This window comes from Chitinophaga sp. OAE865, from assembly GCF_040546735.1.
In the GTDB taxonomy this organism is placed as follows: domain Bacteria; phylum Bacteroidota; class Bacteroidia; order Chitinophagales; family Chitinophagaceae; genus Chitinophaga; species Chitinophaga polysaccharea_A.
Genome location: NZ_JBEPOF010000001.1, coordinates 5,011,007 through 5,031,038 on the forward strand (window position 1 = coordinate 5,011,007; position 20,032 = coordinate 5,031,038).

A 20,032-nucleotide genomic window follows, 5' to 3' on the forward strand; every position below is an offset into this window, starting at 1 on the left:
TTATGAATTTAGCCTGGTCATTTTCTTTATCAGGGAAATCTGCCCCAGGTGGTAATGTGTATGCTCAATAACCCCCAGCAGGTTCCGGTAATAGCTTCCGTATTTCGGATCTGCGAAGTCCCTGAATAGTATGGCATCATCCAGATCATCAATCGCTGCAGCCAGTTGTTCTGCTTCTGCAAAACACCTGGTTACCAAATCCTGCCACTCTTCTTCGGAAGATATTGGCCCCAGGTCAAAACTGAATTTATCATGCGCATTTAAAGGATTACCCCGCAATACATTCAGGATAGCGCCCACATAGTAGTTGATATGAAAAACAAGAACGGCGATCGTATTCAGGTCCTGTACCTTTGTGGTGGCCTGTTTATAATCTACATCCGCTAATGTGTCTTTCAGGTTTACGCTGGTCCAGTTCCCTCCGAAATGAACATCCCTGAAATGCTTTGATAATTGTTTGACTGAGTTCATAGTGCGTCCAATTGTTTGTTTGCTTTCCGGATTTTTTACAATACATCTTCCTTCATTAACACCACTACATCAATGACACAGCCGGCGTATCACGGGCTGCAGCAAATTCAGACCCGGCGATTTGCAGGAAGAATAATACCTCGTTCCTTTTCCTGTATATTCAACGGCGCCGTTGAATATGCCTCCCCTCCAGGTAAGCCAGTATGCCCACCACCAGCACCTGCAGTACCAGAAATGTTGATCCCAGCAGCGTTGTACCGCGAATCCAGTAAATCAGCAACCCTATACTCACCACCATCCACAACCAGTTTGCATATATCAATATCCGCAGTCTTCCGGCAGACGGCCGGCTTTGAACCGCCAGGCTTAACGCCGTTAAAGAATATGCCATCGTTACTCCTGCAATAACAATAATCACATTCGCCGGTAAACCTAAGAAAACAGCCAACCACCGGTGCCACAACAAACCTATGATAGCGGTACCACCTCCCAACAGGCAATCGGCCCAAAGTATTTTTTTCAATAACGGGATATTCCCGATCTGGTATTTCATCCGTGAATTTAATTAAACTTTAGACGCAGTTGAGAGGGATCCGGTCACAAAAATTAAATAGCTTTAATCACTTAAACTTACACAATAATGGAAGAGAAACTCATGGAAGAATCATCCGGCCAGAAGGAAACCTTTCGCGGCACCGTACAGCAGCTGAAAAAAAAAGCAGCAGAAAGCAATGTGATCGTCACTCATGCACAGATAGCAGGTAAACTGAACATACCGTTGGAGCAATTTAATACCTGCTATATAAGTGATGAAGCGCCGCCTGAACTATTCCCGCTGCTTCGCTCACAATACTCAGATATCATCGGCAATTTAAGAGTGATCCATATATGGTTTACTGAAACTATTGAGGTACCTGATCCGGAATTTGATGAAGAATAAGATCAGAACGGATGGTAACGCATACCTCCGTCAACAGTGGCAACGCTGCCGGTAACATACCGCGCACGGGGCGATACCAGGAATGCCGCCATATTGGCCATGTCCTGCGGTTCTCCAAAATCTCCCAGCGGAATTTCGCGTTCAGCAAACTTCCGGCGCTCATCGCCCTGAAAATAAGGACGGATATTTTCCGTATCAATAAGGCCGGGCTGCAGGCAGTTGACCCTGATTCCATAACGCCCCAGTTGTCCCGCCAGCTGTTTGGACCAGGCCACTACCGCCGCTTTGGCCACTGCCGAAACATTCAGGGTCCGTAATTCATAAGTACTGGTCAGGTTCAGGATAACGCCCTCTTTTCGTTCCATAAAATGAGGCAGTAATTCCTGTGTGAGCTGCCGGTGGCGCTCAAAATCCAGGGTCATGGATTCTTTCCAGGGCTCTTCCGGTCCAACCACTTCCACAGGACGGCTACGGCCTGCATTATTAATAAGAATATCTACATGCCCCAGGGCGGATAGCGCCGCTGCTGCAATTTTCTGCGGTCCGTCGGGCGCCACAAAATCCTGGATCAGCGTTACCGGCTCCACTCCCCCTGCGGCTACCACTTCTGCTTTCAAACTATTCAACAAACCTTCATTCCTTGCAACTGCCAGCACCTTTACGCCTTCAATAGCCAGTTCCCTTACAATGGCGCGGCCAATCCCCTGGCTGGCGCCTGTTACTACTGCTGTTTTTTCTTTCAGATACAGATCCATACTTTTTATCTTAATAAAGATGAATAAATAATGCGCCTGGGCGCTTTTAAAATTTCTTTGTAAAAGTAACGGGCAGCATCTAATTTTATAGGTTATACAACCAATTGTACGGTACTAACAAACATGTAAGTAATGGCAACCAGGAAGAAAAACTCAACATATACCCGCAATGAAAACATCATTATTGAATGCGACCTTACCTACGCTGTAAATAAGATCGGGGGCAGATGGAAAATACTGATCCTGAGTAAACTGGAAAAGAAAAAAATGCGGTTCAGCGAACTGAAGAAAGAATTTTGCTACATCACCGAGCGCATGTTAACCCTGCAGCTGCGAGCAATGGAACAAGACGGGCTGGTGAAACGGACCGTGTACGCAGAAGTGCCTCCGCGGGTGGAATATGAGCTTACGGAAATGGCGGCAGAATTTGGCCCTATCTTCAAGCAACTGAGCGAATGGGGAGGCAAACACCGGAAGCTGATTACAAAAGAAGCAAACTAACAAACATTATGGGACTGGACAGCGTGGAACTGCTGGTGACTTTTGAGAAACATTTCGGTATCGGGATCCCTGATGCGGAAGCGGAAACAATTTTTACGGTACAGGATATGACCGATGTAATAGCAAAGCACCTGGCTATTACATGATCACAAAACCTGGCCAGCCCTGGAAGATTATTTGCAGCTAAAGATTCCCCGGCCCAATACAAAAAACGGGCATCTTTGCGCCGCCCAGGGGTTACGACTGGAAAACTATTTCCGCCGGACGGTTCATCAATGTTATATGCGCGCACAATTTCCGAACGCTTACAAACTCCACTAATATCAAAAGTAAATACGAAATATATGTTATCGTGATGGGTATTACTTCAGATAAAACAGGGGTCGACTACTACAACATCACTCCCACTAAATCCTTTACAGGCGATTTTGGCATCGATTAACCCCTTATCTACATACATTATCTTATTTCAATATATACAATAAAATCGCCCACACCCAAAAAATAACAGTTTCTTCACAAGCCAGGGGTAGCTTTTTTTCATTTACTATCAAACTTTTATTACTTTTGGCCCCCAAATGAGAGTAGCTGTATTTTTCGCATATCTTTGTTTCCTCCTGCTCAGGGGGGAGGGCTATGCTTTGACCTCAGCTCATCATAACAACCCGGACTCTCCGCTTAAAAATCTTCAACACCAGCACCGCATTAAATTCCTGGATACCAACCAGGATTATTCTACCGTAAACAGTCCTGATCTCGAAGAAGATTGTCTGATCAGTGAAGATTTGGATGAGGAAGATGTTAATAATTTTTCTGCCAGGAAATACAGGTTGCTTACCAGCTATTACCTGACGCTCATCAGCCCGGACGATTTAAGCTATCTCCACAAATGCCATAAAGCCCCTCCACCCTTCTGGGGCTATCTTTCCGATATATACATTACACATAGCGTTTTAAGGATCTGATCATTCACCTGTATCAGTTACCGGGAATATGACCATGCGTGCCTGGCGGGTGTGTATTTGATATTACTTTTCTCCTGCATCACAGTTCAGGCGTTATCCTGGCAACTGATCCCGCTTATTGTCCATAGGCATCCCTGCCTTACAAACATACCATCGCTTTAATATCCATTTAATATCATGAACAGAATTGTCATGTTTGCGGGCTTGTTTGTTGTATTGTGCTACACAAGCTGTAAACCAAAAGAAGAAGTAAAAGAAGAAGCCGGCAAATTTACCGTTACCAGCCCGATAAGGATCGATACTTCGTTTACCAACGAATATGTTTCACAGATAAAATCTGTACGGAACATCGAAATCAGGGTACAGGAAAGAGGTTACCTCCAGAACATTTACGTGGATGAGGGCCAGTTCGTAAAAGCCGGTCAGCTGCTGTTCAGGATCATGCCGAAAATGTTTGAGGCAGAGCTCCAGAAGGCAGAAGCAGAAGTAAAAGCAGCCGAAATAGAGCTGCAGAACACCAAGACCCTGGTAGACAAAAACATCGTTTCCAAAAACGAACAGGCAGTGGCCCAGGCCAAGCTGGACCAGGCAAAAGCTGAAATGGCACTTGCAAAGCTGCACCTGTCGTTCACCGAAATCAGGGCGCCGTTTGATGGCACTATTGACCGTATCCCGTTCAAACTGGGAAGCGTTATCGATGAAGGCGGGCTGCTGACCAGCCTTTCAGACAACAGCCAGATGTTCGCTTACTTCAACGTGTCTGAACCGGAATACCTCGACTATGCCACCAATGCCAAAAGCCGGGGCGACAACAAAGTAAGCCTGCTGCTGGCCAATAACCAACCGCTTCAGTATAAAGGCGATGTGGAAACCATTGAAAGTGAATTCAACAACGAAACAGGCAACATTGCCTTCAGGGCCAGATTCCCTAACCCGGACAAACTGTTGAAAAACGGTGAAACCGGCAAGGTGCTGATGACCATCCCGCTTAAAAATGCGCTGGTTATCCCACAAAAAGCTACCTACGAAATACAGGACAAACTGTATGTTTTCGTGGTGGACAATAACAACAAGGTAAGATCCAGGAACATCGCCATCCGTGGCCAGATGCCTGATATGTATGTGGTTGAAAACGGCCTTTCAGAAACCGACAAGATAGTACTTGAAGGTGTACAGAAGGTAAAAGACAATGACAAAATCAATTACGATTACCAAAAACCAGCCGAAGTGATTTCCCATCTGCGATTAAAAGCGGAATAGTCGTTCAAGTCCAAACCAGCCTAGTGCCATGCTTAATAAATTTATACAGCGACCGGTTCTGTCCATCGTAATATCGCTTATTATCGTTTTCCTCGGAATACTGGCTATATCACAATTACCTGTTACACAGTTTCCGTCCATCTCGCCGCCAAAAGTAAATGTAACGGCAGAATATCCCGGAGCCAACGGTGAGTTAATGATCAAATCAGTGATCATTCCGCTGGAGAGAGCCATCAACGGCGTTCCGGGAATGAAATACATCGCCTCTGATGCAGGTAACGATGGAGAAGCCTCCCTGCAGGTGGTTTTCAATCTCGGTACCGATCCGAACCAGGCCTCATTAAACGTACAAAACCGCGTGGCCTCCGTGGTGAACAAACTGCCGCCACTCGTAGTACGTGAAGGTGTTAAGATTACCCGCGAGGAATCTAACATGCTCATGTACATCAACCTTTACAGCGATGATCCGCAAACCGATCAGAAATTCCTTTTCAATTTCGCAGACATCAACATCTTATCGGAATTAAAAAGAGTAGATGGGGTTGGCTTCGCCGATATCCTCGGTAACCGCGAATATGCCATGAGGATCTGGTTGAAACCGGATCGTATGCTGGCCTACAAGATCTCTGCCGACGAAGTGATGAAAGCGCTGGGAGAACAAAGCCTGGAAGCCTCTCCCGGTAAAACCGGCGAAAGCTCCGGTAAAAGGTCCCAGACGTTTGAATATGTATTAAAATATCCCGGGAGGTTCACAAACAAGGAAGGATACGAAAACGTGATCCTCCGTTCAAGCCCAAACGGTGAGATATTGCGCCTGAAAGACGTAGCAGACGTGGAGTTCGGAAGCTCCATGTACGATATCTATTCCAACCTGAATGGTAAACCTTCTGCGGCCATCGTACTGAAGCAATCGTATGGAAGTAATGCCAGCCAGGTGATCAGGGATGTGAAAGCGAAGATGAAAGAGATCAAAGCCAACTCCTTTCCAAAAGGAATGGATTATGAAATCAGTTATGATGTATCCAAATTCCTCGACGCTTCTATTGAGAAAGTGATCCATACCCTGGTGGAAGCCTTTGTACTGGTAGGTTTGGTGGTTTTCCTGTTCCTGGGCGACTGGCGCTCTACCATCATTCCGGCCATGGCGGTGCCGGTATCGCTGATCGGGACGTTTGTATTCATGCAGTTCCTGGGCATTACGCTGAACCTCATCACCCTCTTCGCATTGGTACTGGCCATTGGTGTAGTAGTGGATGATGCCATCGTGGTGATTGAAGCGGTGCACGCCAAAATGGAAGAGGAACATCTTTCGCCGCTAAAGGCAACCAAAAAAGCGATGCATGAAATTGCCGGAGCTATCATTGCCATTACCTTCCTGATGGCAGCGGTGTTTATACCGGTAGCCTTCATGTCCGGCCCCGTTGGTATATTCTACCGGCAGTTTTCCATCACCATGGCAACTGCTATTATCCTTTCGGGTGTGGTAGCGCTCACGCTTACACCAGCGCTTTGCGCCATGATCCTGAAGAACACGCACGGGAACCCTAAAAAGCAAAACGCGCTGGATAAATTCCTGGCAGGCTTTAATAACTCCTTTAACCGAACATCAGGAAAGTACCAGAAAATACTGGGCGCCATCGTTAACCGCAGGGCCATCACCTTTGGCGTACTGGCGGCTTTCTGCGCCGGTATATGGTTCATGAATAAAACGGTGCCTTCGGGCTTCATCCCCAATGAAGACCAGGGGATGTTCTATGCCATTATCCAGACCCCGCCAGGATCGTCGTTGGAGAGAACCAACCAGGTAGCAGAAAAGCTGCAGAAAATTGCAGAAGGCGTGGAAGGTGTGCAATCCGTTTCTTCCCTGGCAGGTTATGAAATCCTTACAGAAGGTACAGGCTCCAACTCTGGTACCTGCCTTATTAACCTGAAAAGCTGGGAAGACAGGAAACATTCTGTACAGGAGATCATCAATGAGCTGGAAGAAAAATCCAAAGACATCACCGGTGCAACTATTGAGTTCTTCCAGCCCCCGGCCGTACCTGGTTATGGCGCTGCCGGCGGTTTCGAGCTGCGTCTGCTGGATAAGGCAGGGTCGGGCGACTATAAAAAAATGGAAACGGTGAGCAGGGACTTTGTGAAAGAGCTGAGTAGACGGAAAGAGCTGTCGTCGGTATTCACTTTTTACAGCGCCAGCTTCCCGCAGTATATGCTGAGGATCGATAATGACCTTGCACAACAAAAAGGCGTGAGCATCGATAATGCCATGAACACGCTCTCCACGCTGGTGGGAAGCAACTACGAGATCAGCTTCATCAAATTCGACCGGCAATATAAAGTGATCGTGCAGGCATCGCCGCAGTACAGGGCCCTGCCGGATGACATTCTTAAATTATATGTGAAAAATGACCATGATGAAATGGTGCCGTTTTCTGATTTTATGAAGATGGAAAAAGTATATGGACTCTCGGAAATCACCCGGCACAACATGTACAACGCATCGGAGATCAGCGGGGCTGCGGCTCCCGGTTACAGTAGTGGCGAAGCTATTAAGGTGATCAGCGAAGTAGCGCAGAAGAGTTTGCCCAGAGGGTTTGGGATCGACTGGGCAGGTATTTCAAAAGATGAGGTAGCACAGGGCAACCAGGCCATCTATATCTTCCTGATCTGTCTTGGTTTCGTATACCTGATCCTGGCGGCGCAATATGAGAGCTTTATCCTGCCGCTGGCGGTGATCCTTTCATTGCCGCCTGGTATTTTCGGCGCATTCTTCCTGCTGAAAGTATTGGGACTGGAAAATAATATCTATGCGCAGGTAGCCATGGTAATGCTGATTGGCTTGCTGGGCAAGAACGCCGTACTGATAGTAGAATTTGCGGTACAGAAACACAGCTCGGGGTCAACCGTGCTGAAAGCCGCCATGGAAGGCGCCAAGGTGAGGTTCCGGCCTATCCTGATGACCTCCTTCGCATTTATAGCCGGGCTGATCCCGTTGGTGGTGGCCACCGGCCCTGGCCGGCTGGGCAACCGTACCATTGGTACTGCCGCCGCCGGGGGTATGCTTTTCGGAACCGTTTTCGGGGTGCTGATCATACCAGGGCTGTATTACATATTTGGCAAGCTGGCAGAAGGGCATGCGCTGGTGAAAGATGAAGAAGAGAATCCTTTAACAGAAGAAATTGATCACAATGTATAAATTCAGGATACATAGCGGCATTGGCCTGCTGAGCGCCTGCCTGGCCATTGCCAGCTGCAAGGTGCCGGCGGTAATGCCCACGGCAGGAAATACGGTGCCCGCGTCTTTCGGTAATACCGGCGATTCTACCGGCAATATATCAGCCATTGAGTGGCGGAAATTTTTTACGGATCCAAACCTGGTAAGCCTGCTGGATACCGCTGTGAAGAATAACCAGGAGCTGATGGTGACCTTACAGGAAATTGAAATTGCAAGAAATGATATCCGTTCCAGGCATGCCGCATTGCTACCGGTTGTTACAGCCAGGGCAGGCGCCGGTGTAGAGAAAGTAGGAAGGTATACCAGCCAGGGCGCCGGCGATGCCTCTACCGAAATTACTCCCGGTAAAGAAATGCCGGATCCGCTGGGAGATTATATCATTGGCGTGAATGCCAACTGGGAAATTGATATCTGGAAAAAACTGCACAATGCTAAAAAAGCCGCAGTAGCCAGGTACCTGTCTTCCATAGAAGGCAGGAACTTTGTGCTCACCAACCTGGTGGCAGAAGTAGCCAATTCCTATTACGAACTACTGGCATTGGATAACCAGCTGGTGATCGTAAAACAAAATATCGATCTGCAAAAAAATGCGCTTGAAATTGTAAAGATCCAGAAAGAAGCCACCAGGGCAACCGAACTGGCAGTGCAGAAATTTGAAGCGGAAGTGTTAAACTCCCAAAGCCTGGAATTTGATATCCGCCAGAAGATCAAAGAAACGGAAAACAGGATCAACTTCCTGCTGGGCCGGTATCCACAGGAGATCCCGCGCGACAAAGGTAATTTCCTGGACGCTTTGCCTCCACAGGTAAGCGCGGGTATTCCCTCACAGTTAATGGGCAACCGCCCGGATATTAAAAAAGCGGAACTGGACCTGGCTGCCGCAAAGCTGGATGTAAAGGTAGCCCGGGCGGAATTCTATCCATCGTTTGGTATTTCAGCCGGACTTGGATTCCAGGCATTCAAGCCCTCCTACCTGTTTAAACTGCCTGAATCGCTGCTGTATTCCCTGGCTGGCGACCTGGCAGGGCCGCTCATTAACCGGAACGCCATTAAAGCGGAGTTCAACAGCGCCAATGCACGCCAGTTGCAGGCTATGTACAATTATGAGCGGACTATCCTGAATGCTTACTTTGAAGTGTCGAACCAGCTTTCCAATATCAGCAATCTTGAACAGAGCTATAACCTGAAATCAAAACAGGTGGACGCCCTGACAAGGTCCATTAATATTGCGAATGATCTGTTCAAATCAGCCAGGGCTGATTACTTCGAAGTATTGATGACACAGCGGGATGCGCTGGAAAAGAAGCTGGAGCTGATAGAAACAAAAAAAGAACAGCTGAATGCCGTGGTGAATATTTACCGTGACCTTGGCGGTGGCTGGAAGTAATAAGGTAATAAGATAAATAAAAGAGCCGGCTATGAACCGGCTCTTTTATTTTAAAAGTGTTTGGTTAACGTATACCCTGTGTCCTTTCTCCCAGCATACGCACATAGCCTATCATGGCAAAAAATAATACCAGGCAGAAAAAGCCACATACAGCCACAGCCCATCCGGGCATATCCGGCCGGAGACCCATAAAATATTGTACCAGTGCATAACCCAATGCCCCAAACATGAACAACATTCCCAAAGGAAGAATAAAATACAACAACAGCTTCATCCCCAAAGCAAAGTACCACTCCATCGTTAAATTCATGGAATACAGGATACCACCCACAACAAAATAACCCATCACCAATAGCATTACCGCAGCGCCTCCAATCAGCAGGTATTTGCCTCCGGAAAATTCCTCCGCACGATCCATGCCGGGCTCATAGCCAACAGTAACCACTTCCCCTATTTCCCTTTTACCTGAAGAGGACACGTCTGTTTCAACTTCTACCGGCCTGCCATTTTTTAATGTAAAGGCCACGGTCGATTTATACATGGTAGTGGTGCGGTTTGTTTTGCTGTCGCGGGACTGGTAAGAAGAGATGCTCACTACTTTTCCCTTATAACGTGGCAGCGTAAACGAATTGATCACAAATTCGCCCAGGAAGCCTCCCAGCACTGATGATAAGCTGAGCAGGCAAAACACCACCAGCGATACATAACCAATGCTGATGCAACCGATATTGCCATTGCGGTTATTCCGTTTTAATATTTTTACGGCCATCAATACCGATAAAACTACAAATGCTATTGCCACCCATCCGTAACCGGTGATACGTAGTAAAATCATTCCCATATTTGTTGTTGCTGAGGTTAACACCATATAACTGCTGCGCAAAATAAGCAGGCTTTTTCATATCTCCTTCAATACGTATTTTTTTGACAGCACTTGAAAAGATGAATGGCAGTTTACTTTACATTGAGCCCAGTGGGCGCATGCCCGAAATGTTTTTTGAATGCATATGAAAAATGGGAAAGGTTTTCAAAGCCTGCTTCCACAAACACATCTATGGGTTTACGCTGCTTTTCTGTAAGCTGGTAATATGCCAGTTCCAGTCTTTTTTGTGTAAGCCATTTTTGTGGCGTGGTATTAAAGGCCTTTTTAAAATCCCGCCTGAAAGTGGCCAGGCTACGGCCTGTGAGATAACCGAATTTCTCCAGCGGCATATTGAACATATAATTGCGCTGCATAAAATCTGTGAGATTTATTTTGCCCGGCTCTTCAAAATCGGCCAGCAGGCTATCCATATTTTTGTCGATGGTTCTCAGGATGGTAATGGCTTCTTCTGTTTTAAGCGCCGCGATACTTTCCGGCAGGCCGGTTTCCAGCTCAAAGTAAGGGATCAGGGAGGCAAAGCAGCTTTCCAGTAAAGGATGCTTATCAAAGATCCGTATGCTTTGCAGGGGCGATGGCCTGCCGGGCGATGGCTGGTTCCTCCGGTAAAAGTCCTTCAACCGTTCCGGCGTAAGGTGCATGGCCACAGATTGATGTGGCTTCCCGTCTTTCGGATAATTGATCACAGTAGCCAGCTGATTGCGCGGTATCAGGAAAATATCGCCTGCATTAAACACATGCGTATTATCGGCCAGTACGATCTTCGTTTCTCCTGAAATGAACCACACCAGCATATGGTGCTCAAATACCACTTCGGTTCTGAAAAGCCTGCCGGTGTAGGTCGACAGCTTAATATCGGGCGTTATGTATTTTGTCTGAAATTCCATGTGCGCACGCAATTTACAAAATAAAAGATCAGCCCCCGGTGAATACAACACCTGTCATTTGTTCGCTGAGCGCCCACAATTTTGCTGCATTGGCGCCGTCTAACGAGTACGGCTGTACGCCTCTTAAAGATAAAGGATCGTCGTAGCGCTTTGCAATACTGCCATTATCCAGTTCGGCAATATCCGCGTTTTCGCAATATACGCCGCCTATACCGTTTAGCTGCGGGCTGGTAGCGCACCACACGGTAGTAGCTGCGCCCTGGGGAATCGTTTTCAGTTTGGCTGCCACTTCGGGGAAAATATTACCGTCCGCATCATGGGTGCCCATTTGCCGGAACAGCTCCATTGGCGCTACCCGGCCCAGGTCTGTACCATTCACTGAGCCCGGATGCAGGGAAAAAGCCCTCACTCCTGCCGCTTTTCCCCGGTGATCCAGCTCCACGGCAAACAGGTTGTTGGCTGTTTTCGACTGTCCATACCCCTGCAATGTTTCATATTCGCGGACCAGGAAGTTTGGATCTTCAAAATTAAAGGGCGCCATCTGGTGACCGTAAGAAGATACGCTGATCACCCTTGCGCCGCCTGCCTGCTTTAAGGCCGGCCAAAGCCTGGCCGTTAACTGAAAATGCCCAAGATGATTAGTGGACAGCTGCGATTCATATCCCCGTTTATCCCGCTGCAGCGGTACCCACATAATGCCGGCATTATTGATAAGAAGATGAAGCGGCTGGCCGGTACGGAGGAACTTTTCCGCGAATGTATCTATCGATGCGGGGTCTGCAAGATCCATGGCTTCAATGCTTACATTTTCCACGCCTGCAAGGTTCTTTATTGCCTTTCCGGTATCGCGGGCTGGTACGGTTACCCTGGCCCCTGCTGATGCCAGGGTTCTTACGGTTTCAAGACCTATCCCGGCATAGCCGCCGGTAACAATAACCGTTTTCCCGTGGAGGTCGATTCCCTTTATTACATCGCTTGTTGTTGAGAAGGCGTTGAACCCTGAGCTGATTGGTTGCTGTAATGCACCGTTGTAATTGTCTTTCATAATAACTGATTTTATGAAGCAAAGGTAACGGCGGCACAGGCAAGTCACTTTGTTTAAAACGTCAGATTACTTTGTTGAAAGCGTCAAAATTACTATCGCCTGATTAAAACATTTAACTTATTTCACATCTATATAAAACTTATTATTAACAAATAATGATCCTGAATACACTTGCACAAACTTGCATTTGTTTTGAATGTTCATACATGACGGAAAAGAGTAGTTTGCCATAACTCAATCAACAGCTATGTACAGGTTATTCATCAACTTATGTTTTTTATGTTTAATCCAGACAGGATCGGCGGGGCAAACCATATTTGTAGACCCGGCAAAAGGAAAGGATCAGGCAACCGGCACCATACAAGATCCCCTGGCAAGTATCGACAAGGCAGTAACGATGGCCAATGGTTTTTCGGGGAAGGAACCGGTTACCATAAAGCTCGCTCCCGGGCTGTATTTACTTACCAAACAGGTCCTGATATCTCCCTTCAATATAAAAAACGATACGGTAGCATATACCATTGAAGCGGCTATCCTGCCGGACGACAGCGGCTGGCTACCATCCAGTATGCCGGTGATACAGTCTGTTTCTCCCAACAATAAAAACTACGGGCACTTCGATCATTGTATAGGTATCCAGGTGGAAAGGAATAATACCTGTTTTAAAGGACTGAAATTTCTGGGCAATACCCACCCTGCTGTGGTATATTATTATGCCATTGAAAGACACAGGCCGGAACTGAAAGACATGAAGATATCGCAATGCTATTTTATAGGCAGTAAAAATGCAGCTCCAATGCAGGGCGCAGTGTTTGCACAGGGCAGCGGCATTAAAATAGATCATTGCATCTTTTATGAATGCAGGAACGCACTTTTACTGTTCCTGTCTGTAAATGGTTTTTCCCTTACCCATTCTATTATTTACGGGGCTTATGAAGGTGCGGTATGGTTCGGAAAATATTCCGACTTTGTTTTCAGGGATAATATTATCGCCAATAATCACTGCTTCTGGGTAGGTATGAAAGATTACCAGCCTCACTATGTTTTCACCAACTCCCTGGTTACAGGAAATGCTATTGATATGGGTTTGAATAATAACGGGACCATTGAAAAAGACAGCCTGGATATGCCCGTTACAAGCAGCGTGCAGCGATCGGGTAAGGTGCTGCTGAATGAAATAGATAAAGATACTATTCCGGTTAATTATCTGCATCCGTTGCCTGTCTCCGCCGGCAGGGATATTCCGGCGGGGATATTTAAAAAACAACACAGCAGCCGCTGATTGTCCGTTTCCGGACATCTGCTGCCCAGGCATGAACAATTATGGAAAATTACTATACATAACTAAATATGCCGTTTGTCACTTTGATATGGCAGCTTTATTGCGGGCAATTTCGTATAACATCACTATTATGAGTCATATTGTAATTCCTATTCCACCACTCCCCGGCAAACAGGAAATAGAAGTGGAGGTTACGATCAACAACCAAAAGCAACAACTGCACTATCGTGTGGAGCTGTTTTACTGGGACGATTGCTCCAACCCCATGGGGCACCGGGCGGATTGTATCAGTGAAATGCTCTCCCATCACGATCCTGAGTGGATGGTATATTACATCGGCGCTCCTACCGATAAATTTGTACCGATCACTTTTGTGAGCAAGGAAAGCAGGAAATTATTGCAGATGTCTAAAGCATAGGCAGGCAATATTTACAGCAGGCGCTCCAGCACGCCTTTGCGCTTTACAATATTTTTATAATCCCATTGTATTTTTGCGGACTTTTCCAGCCAGCGTTTTAAGAGGTCCGTATCTACCTGCTTTGCATCGGTATAGCGGGCCTCAGCTGCTTTGAATGTTCCTTCCGGTTGAAGACCTTCTTCTTCAAAAGACTGCCCGCTCCAGAACAGCAGCCTTACACTGTCTTTCAACCTGCTGTAGCCAACAATGGGGTTGCCGTTGAGGAACCAAACCGGGTGCCGGTGCCAGATCTTACTTTCAGCACCGGTAAGATGTTTATCAATTTCCCGGGCCAGCTTTGTGCAGATGGCTTTATCAGCAGGCAGCATGGAATCATTGTAGGCTTTAATTTCTTCGTGCATGTTGAAGGTTTTAAAAGATGATCTATTCAACAAAATGCCAGCATACGCCAGCTATATCAATAATATTCACTTATTTCTCATACGGCTGCCGTGTTACCTCCCCGATTCGGATCCCAAACTTTCCCGGCAGTTGCTGATCTGTCTGAATCCCCTTAAAGGCAGTCCTTCATATACTTATTCTGCTTATATTTACCCCGGGAATAATTATACTAAGTTACAGCAGATCTGACCTTCTTTTAGTAATATGGGTAATACTGTCGTTAATCAGACCAGGCTTGAATATCTATTTAATAAATATTACGAAATACTGTGTCAGTTTTCTTATAGCATTGTTAAAAATAATGATATTTCAAAAGATATTGTTCAGGACTTCTTTGTAAAATACTGGGAAAAATACCTGCACCAGGATCAACCTGATAATTTTGAGGCTTATGCCTACGTATCAGTTAAGAACAGGAGCCTTAATTATATCGAAAGCGAACAGGTGAAACAACGTCACAAAAAGGGTATTGAACAATCCCTCTACAGTGACGATGATCTGCAACACCATAACAATGAATATGAAGATTACAGGGCCAGGCTTTTAACAGCCATCAGCCAGCTGCCGGAACAAAGACGCAAGGTTTTTACAATGAGCGCCGTGGATGGGCTAAAGTACGCGGACATTGCCCAAAAACTGGATATCTCTATCAATACAGTGAAAACACAAATCAGGAAGGCCTATCTTTTTCTGCGGAAAAACTGTGGCCCGCTGCCTATCCTCCTGTTAATAACCTCTTACATGGCGATCACCCTTTTTTTATTTTCAACTGTCATAATATAATGTAATGGGTAAGCGAAAAAAAAATAATGACATAGACTGGGAAAAGATACACCACCTGCTGGATGAGCAAAACGCGGCTGCATCACCGGAAGGGATGACAGCGGAGGAACGCGGGTTACTGAAAGAGATCATGGAAATGCGCGCACAGGCCGGCGACCTGAAGGGATGGGAAGGCGTAAACACAGCGGAAGACCTCATTAAGCTGAAAGCCAGGCTATCCCTGCCTGAAACGGCCGCACCGGTTGTTCCCTTATACCACAAGATAATGCGCTATGCCGCCATTATATTGCTGCCGCTGGCTATAGCCGGCGCCACCTGGCTGGCATTGAAACGAAACAGCCACCAGCTTCCTGTAGCAGGAAATTATGTGTCCAGGGAAACTCCTGCCGGCACTACCGATTCCCTGACCCTGGCAGATGGCACCAAAGTATGGCTGAATGCAGCTTCCCGCCTGGATTACCCTGCCGCCTTTACCGGTACAGCCAGGGAAGTGACTATGACGGGGGAGGCATATTTCGAAGTAGTACACAATACACAACAACCATTTATTGTTAAAGTAAATAAACAGGTAGTACGGGTATTAGGCACCTCATTCAATATAAACGCTTACGGAAAACATATCATCACCACACTCACCCAGGGTAAAATATCAGTAGGACTGGCTGATCAACCAGGTACCATCCAATACCTGCAGCCGGGCCAGCAGGTAGATTTAGACACTCTCAGCAGTACATTACAGTTAAGTACGGGCAAACTGGAAAATGCGATAGCATGGAAGGAAGGAAAAATAATATTTACCGATGCCCCGCTGGAAAACATTATGCAGCAATTAGGCGCTATTTATCACTACAGGGTTATCTTCATCAATAAAGCACCCGGTCAGCTCCACTATAACATACCGTTAATGACCAGGCCACCGGATATTTCCCCACTGCTGGATCTTATTAAGGCTACTACCACCAGCCCCGTAAATTTTAATATCGACTCCTTACAAAGGGTTATTGAAATCAGGTGATATTTATCTATCTTTAATTACAACAGCGAACAACTTTAGTCTAAACATCAGTCGAAGCATCAAGATCAACAGCACATTTTTTGTTATCCAATATGATTCCATTAATTTGATGTACCATTCCAGATGTCATGTGAAGGGATGGCTACATTTGTCCCGAACACTATACCGGAACTGTTTCTTTTTCCTGGTTATTTGCTTACTCCCATTGAGTGCCAGTGCGCAGTCGATGCGTATGTCTATTCACGTGAAGCATAAACATATTACACAGGCGCTTGCGTTGATCACTCAAAAAACGGGGATCACTTTTTTCTACAACACCGAAGAACTTAATAAACTGGGCCTGGTAAGCTTGCGGGCCGATAATGAAACGGTAGACAATATACTGCAGCTGCTCCTGAAGGATAAAGGATTACAGGTGGTGCGGACAAACGGGCTCCATGTGATCATGCCCATCAATGGCAAGGCATACAACCCTCCGGCTGTTAACATTTCGGGGCGGATCACGGATGAAAACGGGACGCCTTTGCCACAGGCAAATATCGTTGAAAAAGGCCGCGGCAACCACACCTGGAGTAACGACAGTGGTATGTTCCATATCACGGTATCTCCCGATGCTATATTGCAGGTATCTTTCCTGGGCATGCAACCAACATCAGTAGCGGTAAAAAACCGGGCATTTCTACCCGTTTCACTGCAACCGGCTTTCGCCGCCATCAATGAAGTGGTCATAAACGGGTACTCCACCTTAAAACATAAGTATTCTGCGGCCTCGGTAAGCACTGTTTCAGCTGCCAGCCTGGATAGAAAAGATCAATTATCCATTGACAATATGTTGCAGGGTAAAATTCCCGGCCTTGCTATTAACAGGAACAGTACCAGCCCGGGGGCTGCGCCTAAAATACGGCTGCGGGGCACTGCCACTCTTTCCGGCAACCGTGAACCTATCTGGGTGATTGATGGCATTATCGTTGACGCGCCCGTAAAACTCAATGCAGCCAACATCAATTCGCTGGATGATGTAAACCTGATGTCCAGTCCCGTTACCGGTCTTAATCCTAAAGACATCAAACAGATAGATATCCTGAAAGATGCTGCTTCAACAGCGCTGTATGGCGTTAACTCCGGTAACGGGGTGATTCTTATCACCACCCGTAACGGCGCCCTATATAAAAAGCCGGAGATCACTTTTTCCCAGATGACCAATATTACATTCCGGCCCAGCTATCATCACCTGAACCTCATGGATGCTGCCCAAAGGATGGAGCTATCAAAGGAAATCATAGATAAAAAGCTGCCGCTTTCAAACGGCATTCTCCCGGATGGATTTGAGCGCGACTACACTGATTTTCTCAATGGTAATATGAGCCGGGCCAGGTTTGAGCAACTGGAACAGGATTACAGATCGATGAATACAGACTGGTTTAACATCCTGTTCAATAACGGCGTTACACAAAACTACCACCTGTCGGTAAACGGCGGTGGTAAAAAAACCGCGTATTACCTGTCTGCCGGCTATACCAGTGAAACAGGTCCCGCTATCTTTACCCGGGCCAGGCAATATTCCGGCATGCTTGGCGCCAGCTATCATCCTATACCCGGATTACAGGCAGGCATCAAATTGTCCGGCGCCAGCAACACAGGCAGTTATCCTTACCAGACCGACCCGTACCAGTATGCCTATCACACAGCCAGGAGCCTGCCCTACACCAGGCAGCAGCAAAGAATGTATTATCCGCCGGCTTCTCCCAACTGGTCGGTAGACAATTATGTAATGGACACCTCACAGGTAGCGCTGTTCAACATTGTTTCTGAAATGGAGAACAGCCGTACCAGAACATCGGTAAATACTTACCGTGCAGTGATGAATGCCGACTGGACATTTCTCCGTTCCTTTAAGCTGCATGGCTTATACGGACTGGGCTCATCTACAGCCAACAACAACAGCTATGCCCTGGAAAACACTTACTATATTGCCTCCAGGTACAGGATGGGACTGGGGCCTGACATGCCGTACAGCGATGCAGCTAAAGGCAATATCATTCTTCCCTCTGGCGGCGAATACCAGGAAACTGTTACCAGGCAGTATTATTATACTATCCGTCATTCGCTGGAATATAGCCTTAAAGCGCACGCCCACTATATTCAATTGCTGGCAGGGAATGAACTGAGACAGTCGAAATATGACATCAGCAAACGTTTTATACTCGGGTATTATCCGGGCAGCGGGCAGGTGGCTTACCCCCCACCCGCAAGTGAGTACCCCCTGTATAATAATTTCTTTACCTACTCCGGCATTCAGCCTACCGCACAATTCATGAATAAATACCGGCAAACCAGCTGGTACGGCATGCTGGTATACTCTTACAAAGACAGGTATACATTGAACTTTAATATCCGGCAGGATGGCGCTAATTATTTTGCCCTGTATGGTAATAAGCCCTGGCAAAAAACCTGGTCCGCGGCGGCCAAATGGCGGGTGCTGGATGAACCGCTGATCAGCGGGCATAAGAAAACAAACAACGCTATCGATATCCGGGTATCTTATGGATATAACATCGGTTTACCGGAAATAAAATCCACCGGTCTGTCGGTATCCAATCCCGTGCAGGACCCTATATCCGGGGAGAGCCAGGCTACTATTGTCAATTTTGATAACCCCGGGCTGTGTTGGGAAAAAACGTATGTGTTCAATGCAGGCATTGACTTTTCTTTTTTTGACAACCGGTTATACGGAACGGTTGAAGCCTACAGAAAACGGAGCCGCGATCTGCTTGCCAATATCAACCTGGCGGAGGAAAATGGTTTTAACGCAGGGATGTTTAACACCGCCGGTATTACGAACAATGGTATTGAGGTGGGGCTTCAGTACCAGCTTATCCGGCGGCGAAACTGGCAATGGAACATAGCGGCTAATATAGCCGTGAATAAAACCCGGGTATTGCAAAACAACTTCACTGATCCGGGGATCATAGGCAATCAGCAACAGTATCTTAGCGGGGATATCATCAAGGCCGGTGGCGATCTTAATACTATGTATGCTTACAAATTCACGGGACTCAATAACCAGGGACTTCCAACTTTCCGGGGAATTTACGACCGCGATTATACCGTTCAGCCTACTGTTGCGCAATATTATGCCAATGTATTTGTTCCTGCAGGCCGCCGTATCCCGTTAACAGACGGTAGTTTTTCCAGCAACCTGAAATACCGGAACTGGAGCCTGACCACTGTTTTCCTGGTGAAGCTGGGCTATAAACAACGATTGAACAGCCTTTATGAAAACGGGGCATTCGTACCTAACCCGGCGGAGAATATGTCGACAGCCATTGGGAAACGCTGGAAACAACCCGGTGATGAAAAAATAACCGATATACCCGGTGTTAATGCCCAGAGTGGATTTTATCTCTTCGATCCGATTGCCATGTCGCCTGTGCAGTATTACCGCTTTAATGCCGCCACTATGCAAAATCTTAACAGAACAACACCACTTTACCTCATGTCTACGCTTTCTCCGGAAATGTATAACAACAGCGATATCCGGATAGTAAATGCCAGTCATATCAGGCTTTCCACGCTTTCGGTACAGCGTAATTTCCCTGTACCGGGAAACGAAAGGCAGCTGTTTAAAAATATTTCCTGTTATGCGCAGCTGCATGATGTATTGCTACTGGCAGATAAAAGGCTGAACGGCCAGGACCCGGAACTCCCCCCGGGCACATTGCCCAGGCGCCCGTCTTTCACATTTGGAACGGAGATAAATTTTTAGA

Annotated in this window: 19 protein-coding genes; 12 read left to right on the top strand and 7 right to left on the bottom strand. The window is 46.8% G+C overall.

Going from position 1 to position 20,032, the window contains the following annotated elements:
- Both ABIE50_RS20310 and ABIE50_RS20315 read right to left on the bottom strand, forming a co-directional pair.
- Entirely contained in the window at positions 1-471 is a 471-nt protein-coding gene (locus ABIE50_RS20310) for a DinB family protein (protein ID WP_209858043.1), read from the bottom strand.
- A 160-nt stretch (positions 472-631) separates the two neighbouring features.
- On the bottom strand, positions 632-1,024 hold the full coding sequence (locus tag ABIE50_RS20315) for a hypothetical protein (RefSeq protein ID WP_209858044.1): 393 nt from the start codon (positions 1,022-1,024) through the stop codon (positions 632-634).
- 87 nt (positions 1,025-1,111) lie between these two features.
- Here ABIE50_RS20315 and ABIE50_RS20320 point away from each other — a divergent pair, with 87 nt between their 5' ends.
- Positions 1,112-1,411: a hypothetical protein gene (locus ABIE50_RS20320; RefSeq protein WP_209858045.1), complete on the top strand. Its 300-nt coding sequence runs from the start codon at positions 1,112-1,114 to the stop codon at positions 1,409-1,411.
- A 2-nt stretch (positions 1,412-1,413) separates the two neighbouring features.
- Here the strand turns inward: ABIE50_RS20320 and ABIE50_RS20325 are convergent, their stop codons facing one another.
- Complete coding sequence (locus ABIE50_RS20325) at positions 1,414-2,166, bottom strand: SDR family NAD(P)-dependent oxidoreductase (protein ID WP_209858046.1); 753 nt, start codon at positions 2,164-2,166, stop codon at positions 1,414-1,416.
- A gap of 132 nt (positions 2,167-2,298) precedes the next feature.
- On the opposite strand from ABIE50_RS20325, the gene ABIE50_RS20330 reads away from it, so the two are divergent.
- The 6 genes from ABIE50_RS20330 (at position 2,299) to ABIE50_RS20355 (ending at position 9,514) form a co-directional block, all read left to right on the top strand.
- Positions 2,299-2,667, top strand: a complete 369-nt coding sequence (locus tag ABIE50_RS20330; protein WP_142687319.1) for a winged helix-turn-helix transcriptional regulator — start codon at positions 2,299-2,301, stop codon at positions 2,665-2,667.
- 8 nt (positions 2,668-2,675) lie between these two features.
- Positions 2,676-2,813, top strand: coding sequence for an acyl carrier protein (locus ABIE50_RS20335; protein ID WP_209858047.1), 138 nt, complete (start codon positions 2,676-2,678; stop codon positions 2,811-2,813).
- Positions 2,814-3,245: 432 nt separating this feature from the next.
- Positions 3,246-3,632: a hypothetical protein gene (locus ABIE50_RS20340; protein WP_209858049.1), complete on the top strand. Its 387-nt coding sequence runs from the start codon at positions 3,246-3,248 to the stop codon at positions 3,630-3,632.
- A 177-nt stretch (positions 3,633-3,809) separates the two neighbouring features.
- Complete coding sequence (locus ABIE50_RS20345; RefSeq protein ID WP_209858050.1) at positions 3,810-4,892, top strand: efflux RND transporter periplasmic adaptor subunit; 1,083 nt, start codon at positions 3,810-3,812, stop codon at positions 4,890-4,892.
- A gap of 28 nt (positions 4,893-4,920) precedes the next feature.
- Positions 4,921-8,088: an efflux RND transporter permease subunit gene (locus tag ABIE50_RS20350; protein ID WP_209858051.1), complete on the top strand. Its 3,168-nt coding sequence runs from the start codon at positions 4,921-4,923 to the stop codon at positions 8,086-8,088.
- The gene (locus ABIE50_RS20355) at positions 8,081-9,514 is read left to right on the top strand and encodes a TolC family protein (protein ID WP_209858052.1); all 1,434 of its coding nucleotides are present in this window, start codon (positions 8,081-8,083) and stop codon (positions 9,512-9,514) included. Before ABIE50_RS20350 ends, ABIE50_RS20355 begins: the two co-directional genes overlap by 8 nt.
- Before the next feature lie 64 nt (positions 9,515-9,578).
- Here ABIE50_RS20355 and ABIE50_RS20360 read toward each other — a convergent pair whose 3' ends face one another.
- From ABIE50_RS20360 to ABIE50_RS20370, 3 genes are all read right to left on the bottom strand, one after another.
- Positions 9,579-10,349, bottom strand: coding sequence for a hypothetical protein (locus ABIE50_RS20360; protein ID WP_209858053.1), 771 nt, complete (start codon positions 10,347-10,349; stop codon positions 9,579-9,581).
- A gap of 119 nt (positions 10,350-10,468) precedes the next feature.
- Positions 10,469-11,281 carry a helix-turn-helix domain-containing protein gene (locus ABIE50_RS20365; protein ID WP_209858054.1) on the bottom strand — a complete coding sequence of 271 codons (813 nt, stop codon included), beginning with the start codon at positions 11,279-11,281 and terminating at the stop codon, positions 10,469-10,471.
- Positions 11,282-11,309: 28 nt separating this feature from the next.
- On the bottom strand, positions 11,310-12,326 hold the full coding sequence (locus ABIE50_RS20370) for an SDR family NAD(P)-dependent oxidoreductase (protein WP_354028094.1): 1,017 nt from the start codon (positions 12,324-12,326) through the stop codon (positions 11,310-11,312).
- Positions 12,327-12,573: 247 nt separating this feature from the next.
- Here ABIE50_RS20370 and ABIE50_RS20375 point away from each other — a divergent pair, with 247 nt between their 5' ends.
- Together ABIE50_RS20375 and ABIE50_RS20380 are read left to right on the top strand one after the other, a co-directional pair.
- A complete protein-coding gene (locus ABIE50_RS20375; RefSeq protein ID WP_209858055.1) occupies positions 12,574-13,608 on the top strand; it encodes a right-handed parallel beta-helix repeat-containing protein in 1,035 nt (344 codons plus the stop codon).
- A 130-nt stretch (positions 13,609-13,738) separates the two neighbouring features.
- Complete coding sequence (locus ABIE50_RS20380; RefSeq protein ID WP_209858056.1) at positions 13,739-14,026, top strand: hypothetical protein; 288 nt, start codon at positions 13,739-13,741, stop codon at positions 14,024-14,026.
- Between the two features lie 11 nt (positions 14,027-14,037).
- Here ABIE50_RS20380 and ABIE50_RS20385 read toward each other — a convergent pair whose 3' ends face one another.
- Positions 14,038-14,427 carry a DUF1801 domain-containing protein gene (locus tag ABIE50_RS20385; protein ID WP_209858057.1) on the bottom strand — a complete coding sequence of 130 codons (390 nt, stop codon included), beginning with the start codon at positions 14,425-14,427 and terminating at the stop codon, positions 14,038-14,040.
- A gap of 244 nt (positions 14,428-14,671) precedes the next feature.
- Here ABIE50_RS20385 and ABIE50_RS20390 point away from each other — a divergent pair, with 244 nt between their 5' ends.
- From ABIE50_RS20390 to ABIE50_RS20400, 3 genes are all read left to right on the top strand, one after another.
- Positions 14,672-15,250, top strand: a complete 579-nt coding sequence (locus ABIE50_RS20390; RefSeq protein ID WP_209858058.1) for an RNA polymerase sigma-70 factor — start codon at positions 14,672-14,674, stop codon at positions 15,248-15,250.
- 4 nt (positions 15,251-15,254) lie between these two features.
- The gene (locus tag ABIE50_RS20395) at positions 15,255-16,265 is read left to right on the top strand and encodes a FecR family protein (RefSeq protein WP_209858059.1); all 1,011 of its coding nucleotides are present in this window, start codon (positions 15,255-15,257) and stop codon (positions 16,263-16,265) included.
- A 205-nt stretch (positions 16,266-16,470) separates the two neighbouring features.
- Positions 16,471-20,031, top strand: a complete 3,561-nt coding sequence (locus tag ABIE50_RS20400) for a SusC/RagA family TonB-linked outer membrane protein (protein WP_209858060.1) — start codon at positions 16,471-16,473, stop codon at positions 20,029-20,031.
- Position 20,032: the final 1 nt, after the last annotated feature.

Excerpts from the sequence above, each read along its gene's own strand:
- ABIE50_RS20310 (WP_209858043.1), bottom strand. The coding sequence starts at position 471 with ATGAACTCAGTCAAACAATTATCAAAGCATTTCAGGGATGTTCATTTC.
- ABIE50_RS20315 (WP_209858044.1), bottom strand. The coding sequence starts at position 1,024 with ATGAAATACCAGATCGGGAATATCCCGTTATTGAAAAAAATACTTTGG.
- ABIE50_RS20320 (WP_209858045.1), top strand. The coding sequence starts at position 1,112 with ATGGAAGAGAAACTCATGGAAGAATCATCCGGCCAGAAGGAAACCTTT.
- ABIE50_RS20325 (WP_209858046.1), bottom strand. The coding sequence starts at position 2,166 with ATGGATCTGTATCTGAAAGAAAAAACAGCAGTAGTAACAGGCGCCAGC.
- ABIE50_RS20330 (WP_142687319.1), top strand. The coding sequence starts at position 2,299 with ATGGCAACCAGGAAGAAAAACTCAACATATACCCGCAATGAAAACATC.
- ABIE50_RS20335 (WP_209858047.1), top strand. The coding sequence starts at position 2,676 with ATGGGACTGGACAGCGTGGAACTGCTGGTGACTTTTGAGAAACATTTC.
- ABIE50_RS20340 (WP_209858049.1), top strand. The coding sequence starts at position 3,246 with ATGAGAGTAGCTGTATTTTTCGCATATCTTTGTTTCCTCCTGCTCAGG.
- ABIE50_RS20345 (WP_209858050.1), top strand. The coding sequence starts at position 3,810 with ATGAACAGAATTGTCATGTTTGCGGGCTTGTTTGTTGTATTGTGCTAC.
- ABIE50_RS20350 (WP_209858051.1), top strand. The coding sequence starts at position 4,921 with ATGCTTAATAAATTTATACAGCGACCGGTTCTGTCCATCGTAATATCG.
- ABIE50_RS20355 (WP_209858052.1), top strand. The coding sequence starts at position 8,081 with ATGTATAAATTCAGGATACATAGCGGCATTGGCCTGCTGAGCGCCTGC.
- ABIE50_RS20360 (WP_209858053.1), bottom strand. The coding sequence starts at position 10,349 with ATGATTTTACTACGTATCACCGGTTACGGATGGGTGGCAATAGCATTT.
- ABIE50_RS20365 (WP_209858054.1), bottom strand. The coding sequence starts at position 11,281 with ATGGAATTTCAGACAAAATACATAACGCCCGATATTAAGCTGTCGACC.
- ABIE50_RS20370 (WP_354028094.1), bottom strand. The coding sequence starts at position 12,326 with ATGAAAGACAATTACAACGGTGCATTACAGCAACCAATCAGCTCAGGG.
- ABIE50_RS20375 (WP_209858055.1), top strand. The coding sequence starts at position 12,574 with ATGTACAGGTTATTCATCAACTTATGTTTTTTATGTTTAATCCAGACA.
- ABIE50_RS20380 (WP_209858056.1), top strand. The coding sequence starts at position 13,739 with ATGAGTCATATTGTAATTCCTATTCCACCACTCCCCGGCAAACAGGAA.
- ABIE50_RS20385 (WP_209858057.1), bottom strand. The coding sequence starts at position 14,427 with ATGCACGAAGAAATTAAAGCCTACAATGATTCCATGCTGCCTGCTGAT.
- ABIE50_RS20390 (WP_209858058.1), top strand. The coding sequence starts at position 14,672 with ATGGGTAATACTGTCGTTAATCAGACCAGGCTTGAATATCTATTTAAT.
- ABIE50_RS20395 (WP_209858059.1), top strand. The coding sequence starts at position 15,255 with ATGGGTAAGCGAAAAAAAAATAATGACATAGACTGGGAAAAGATACAC.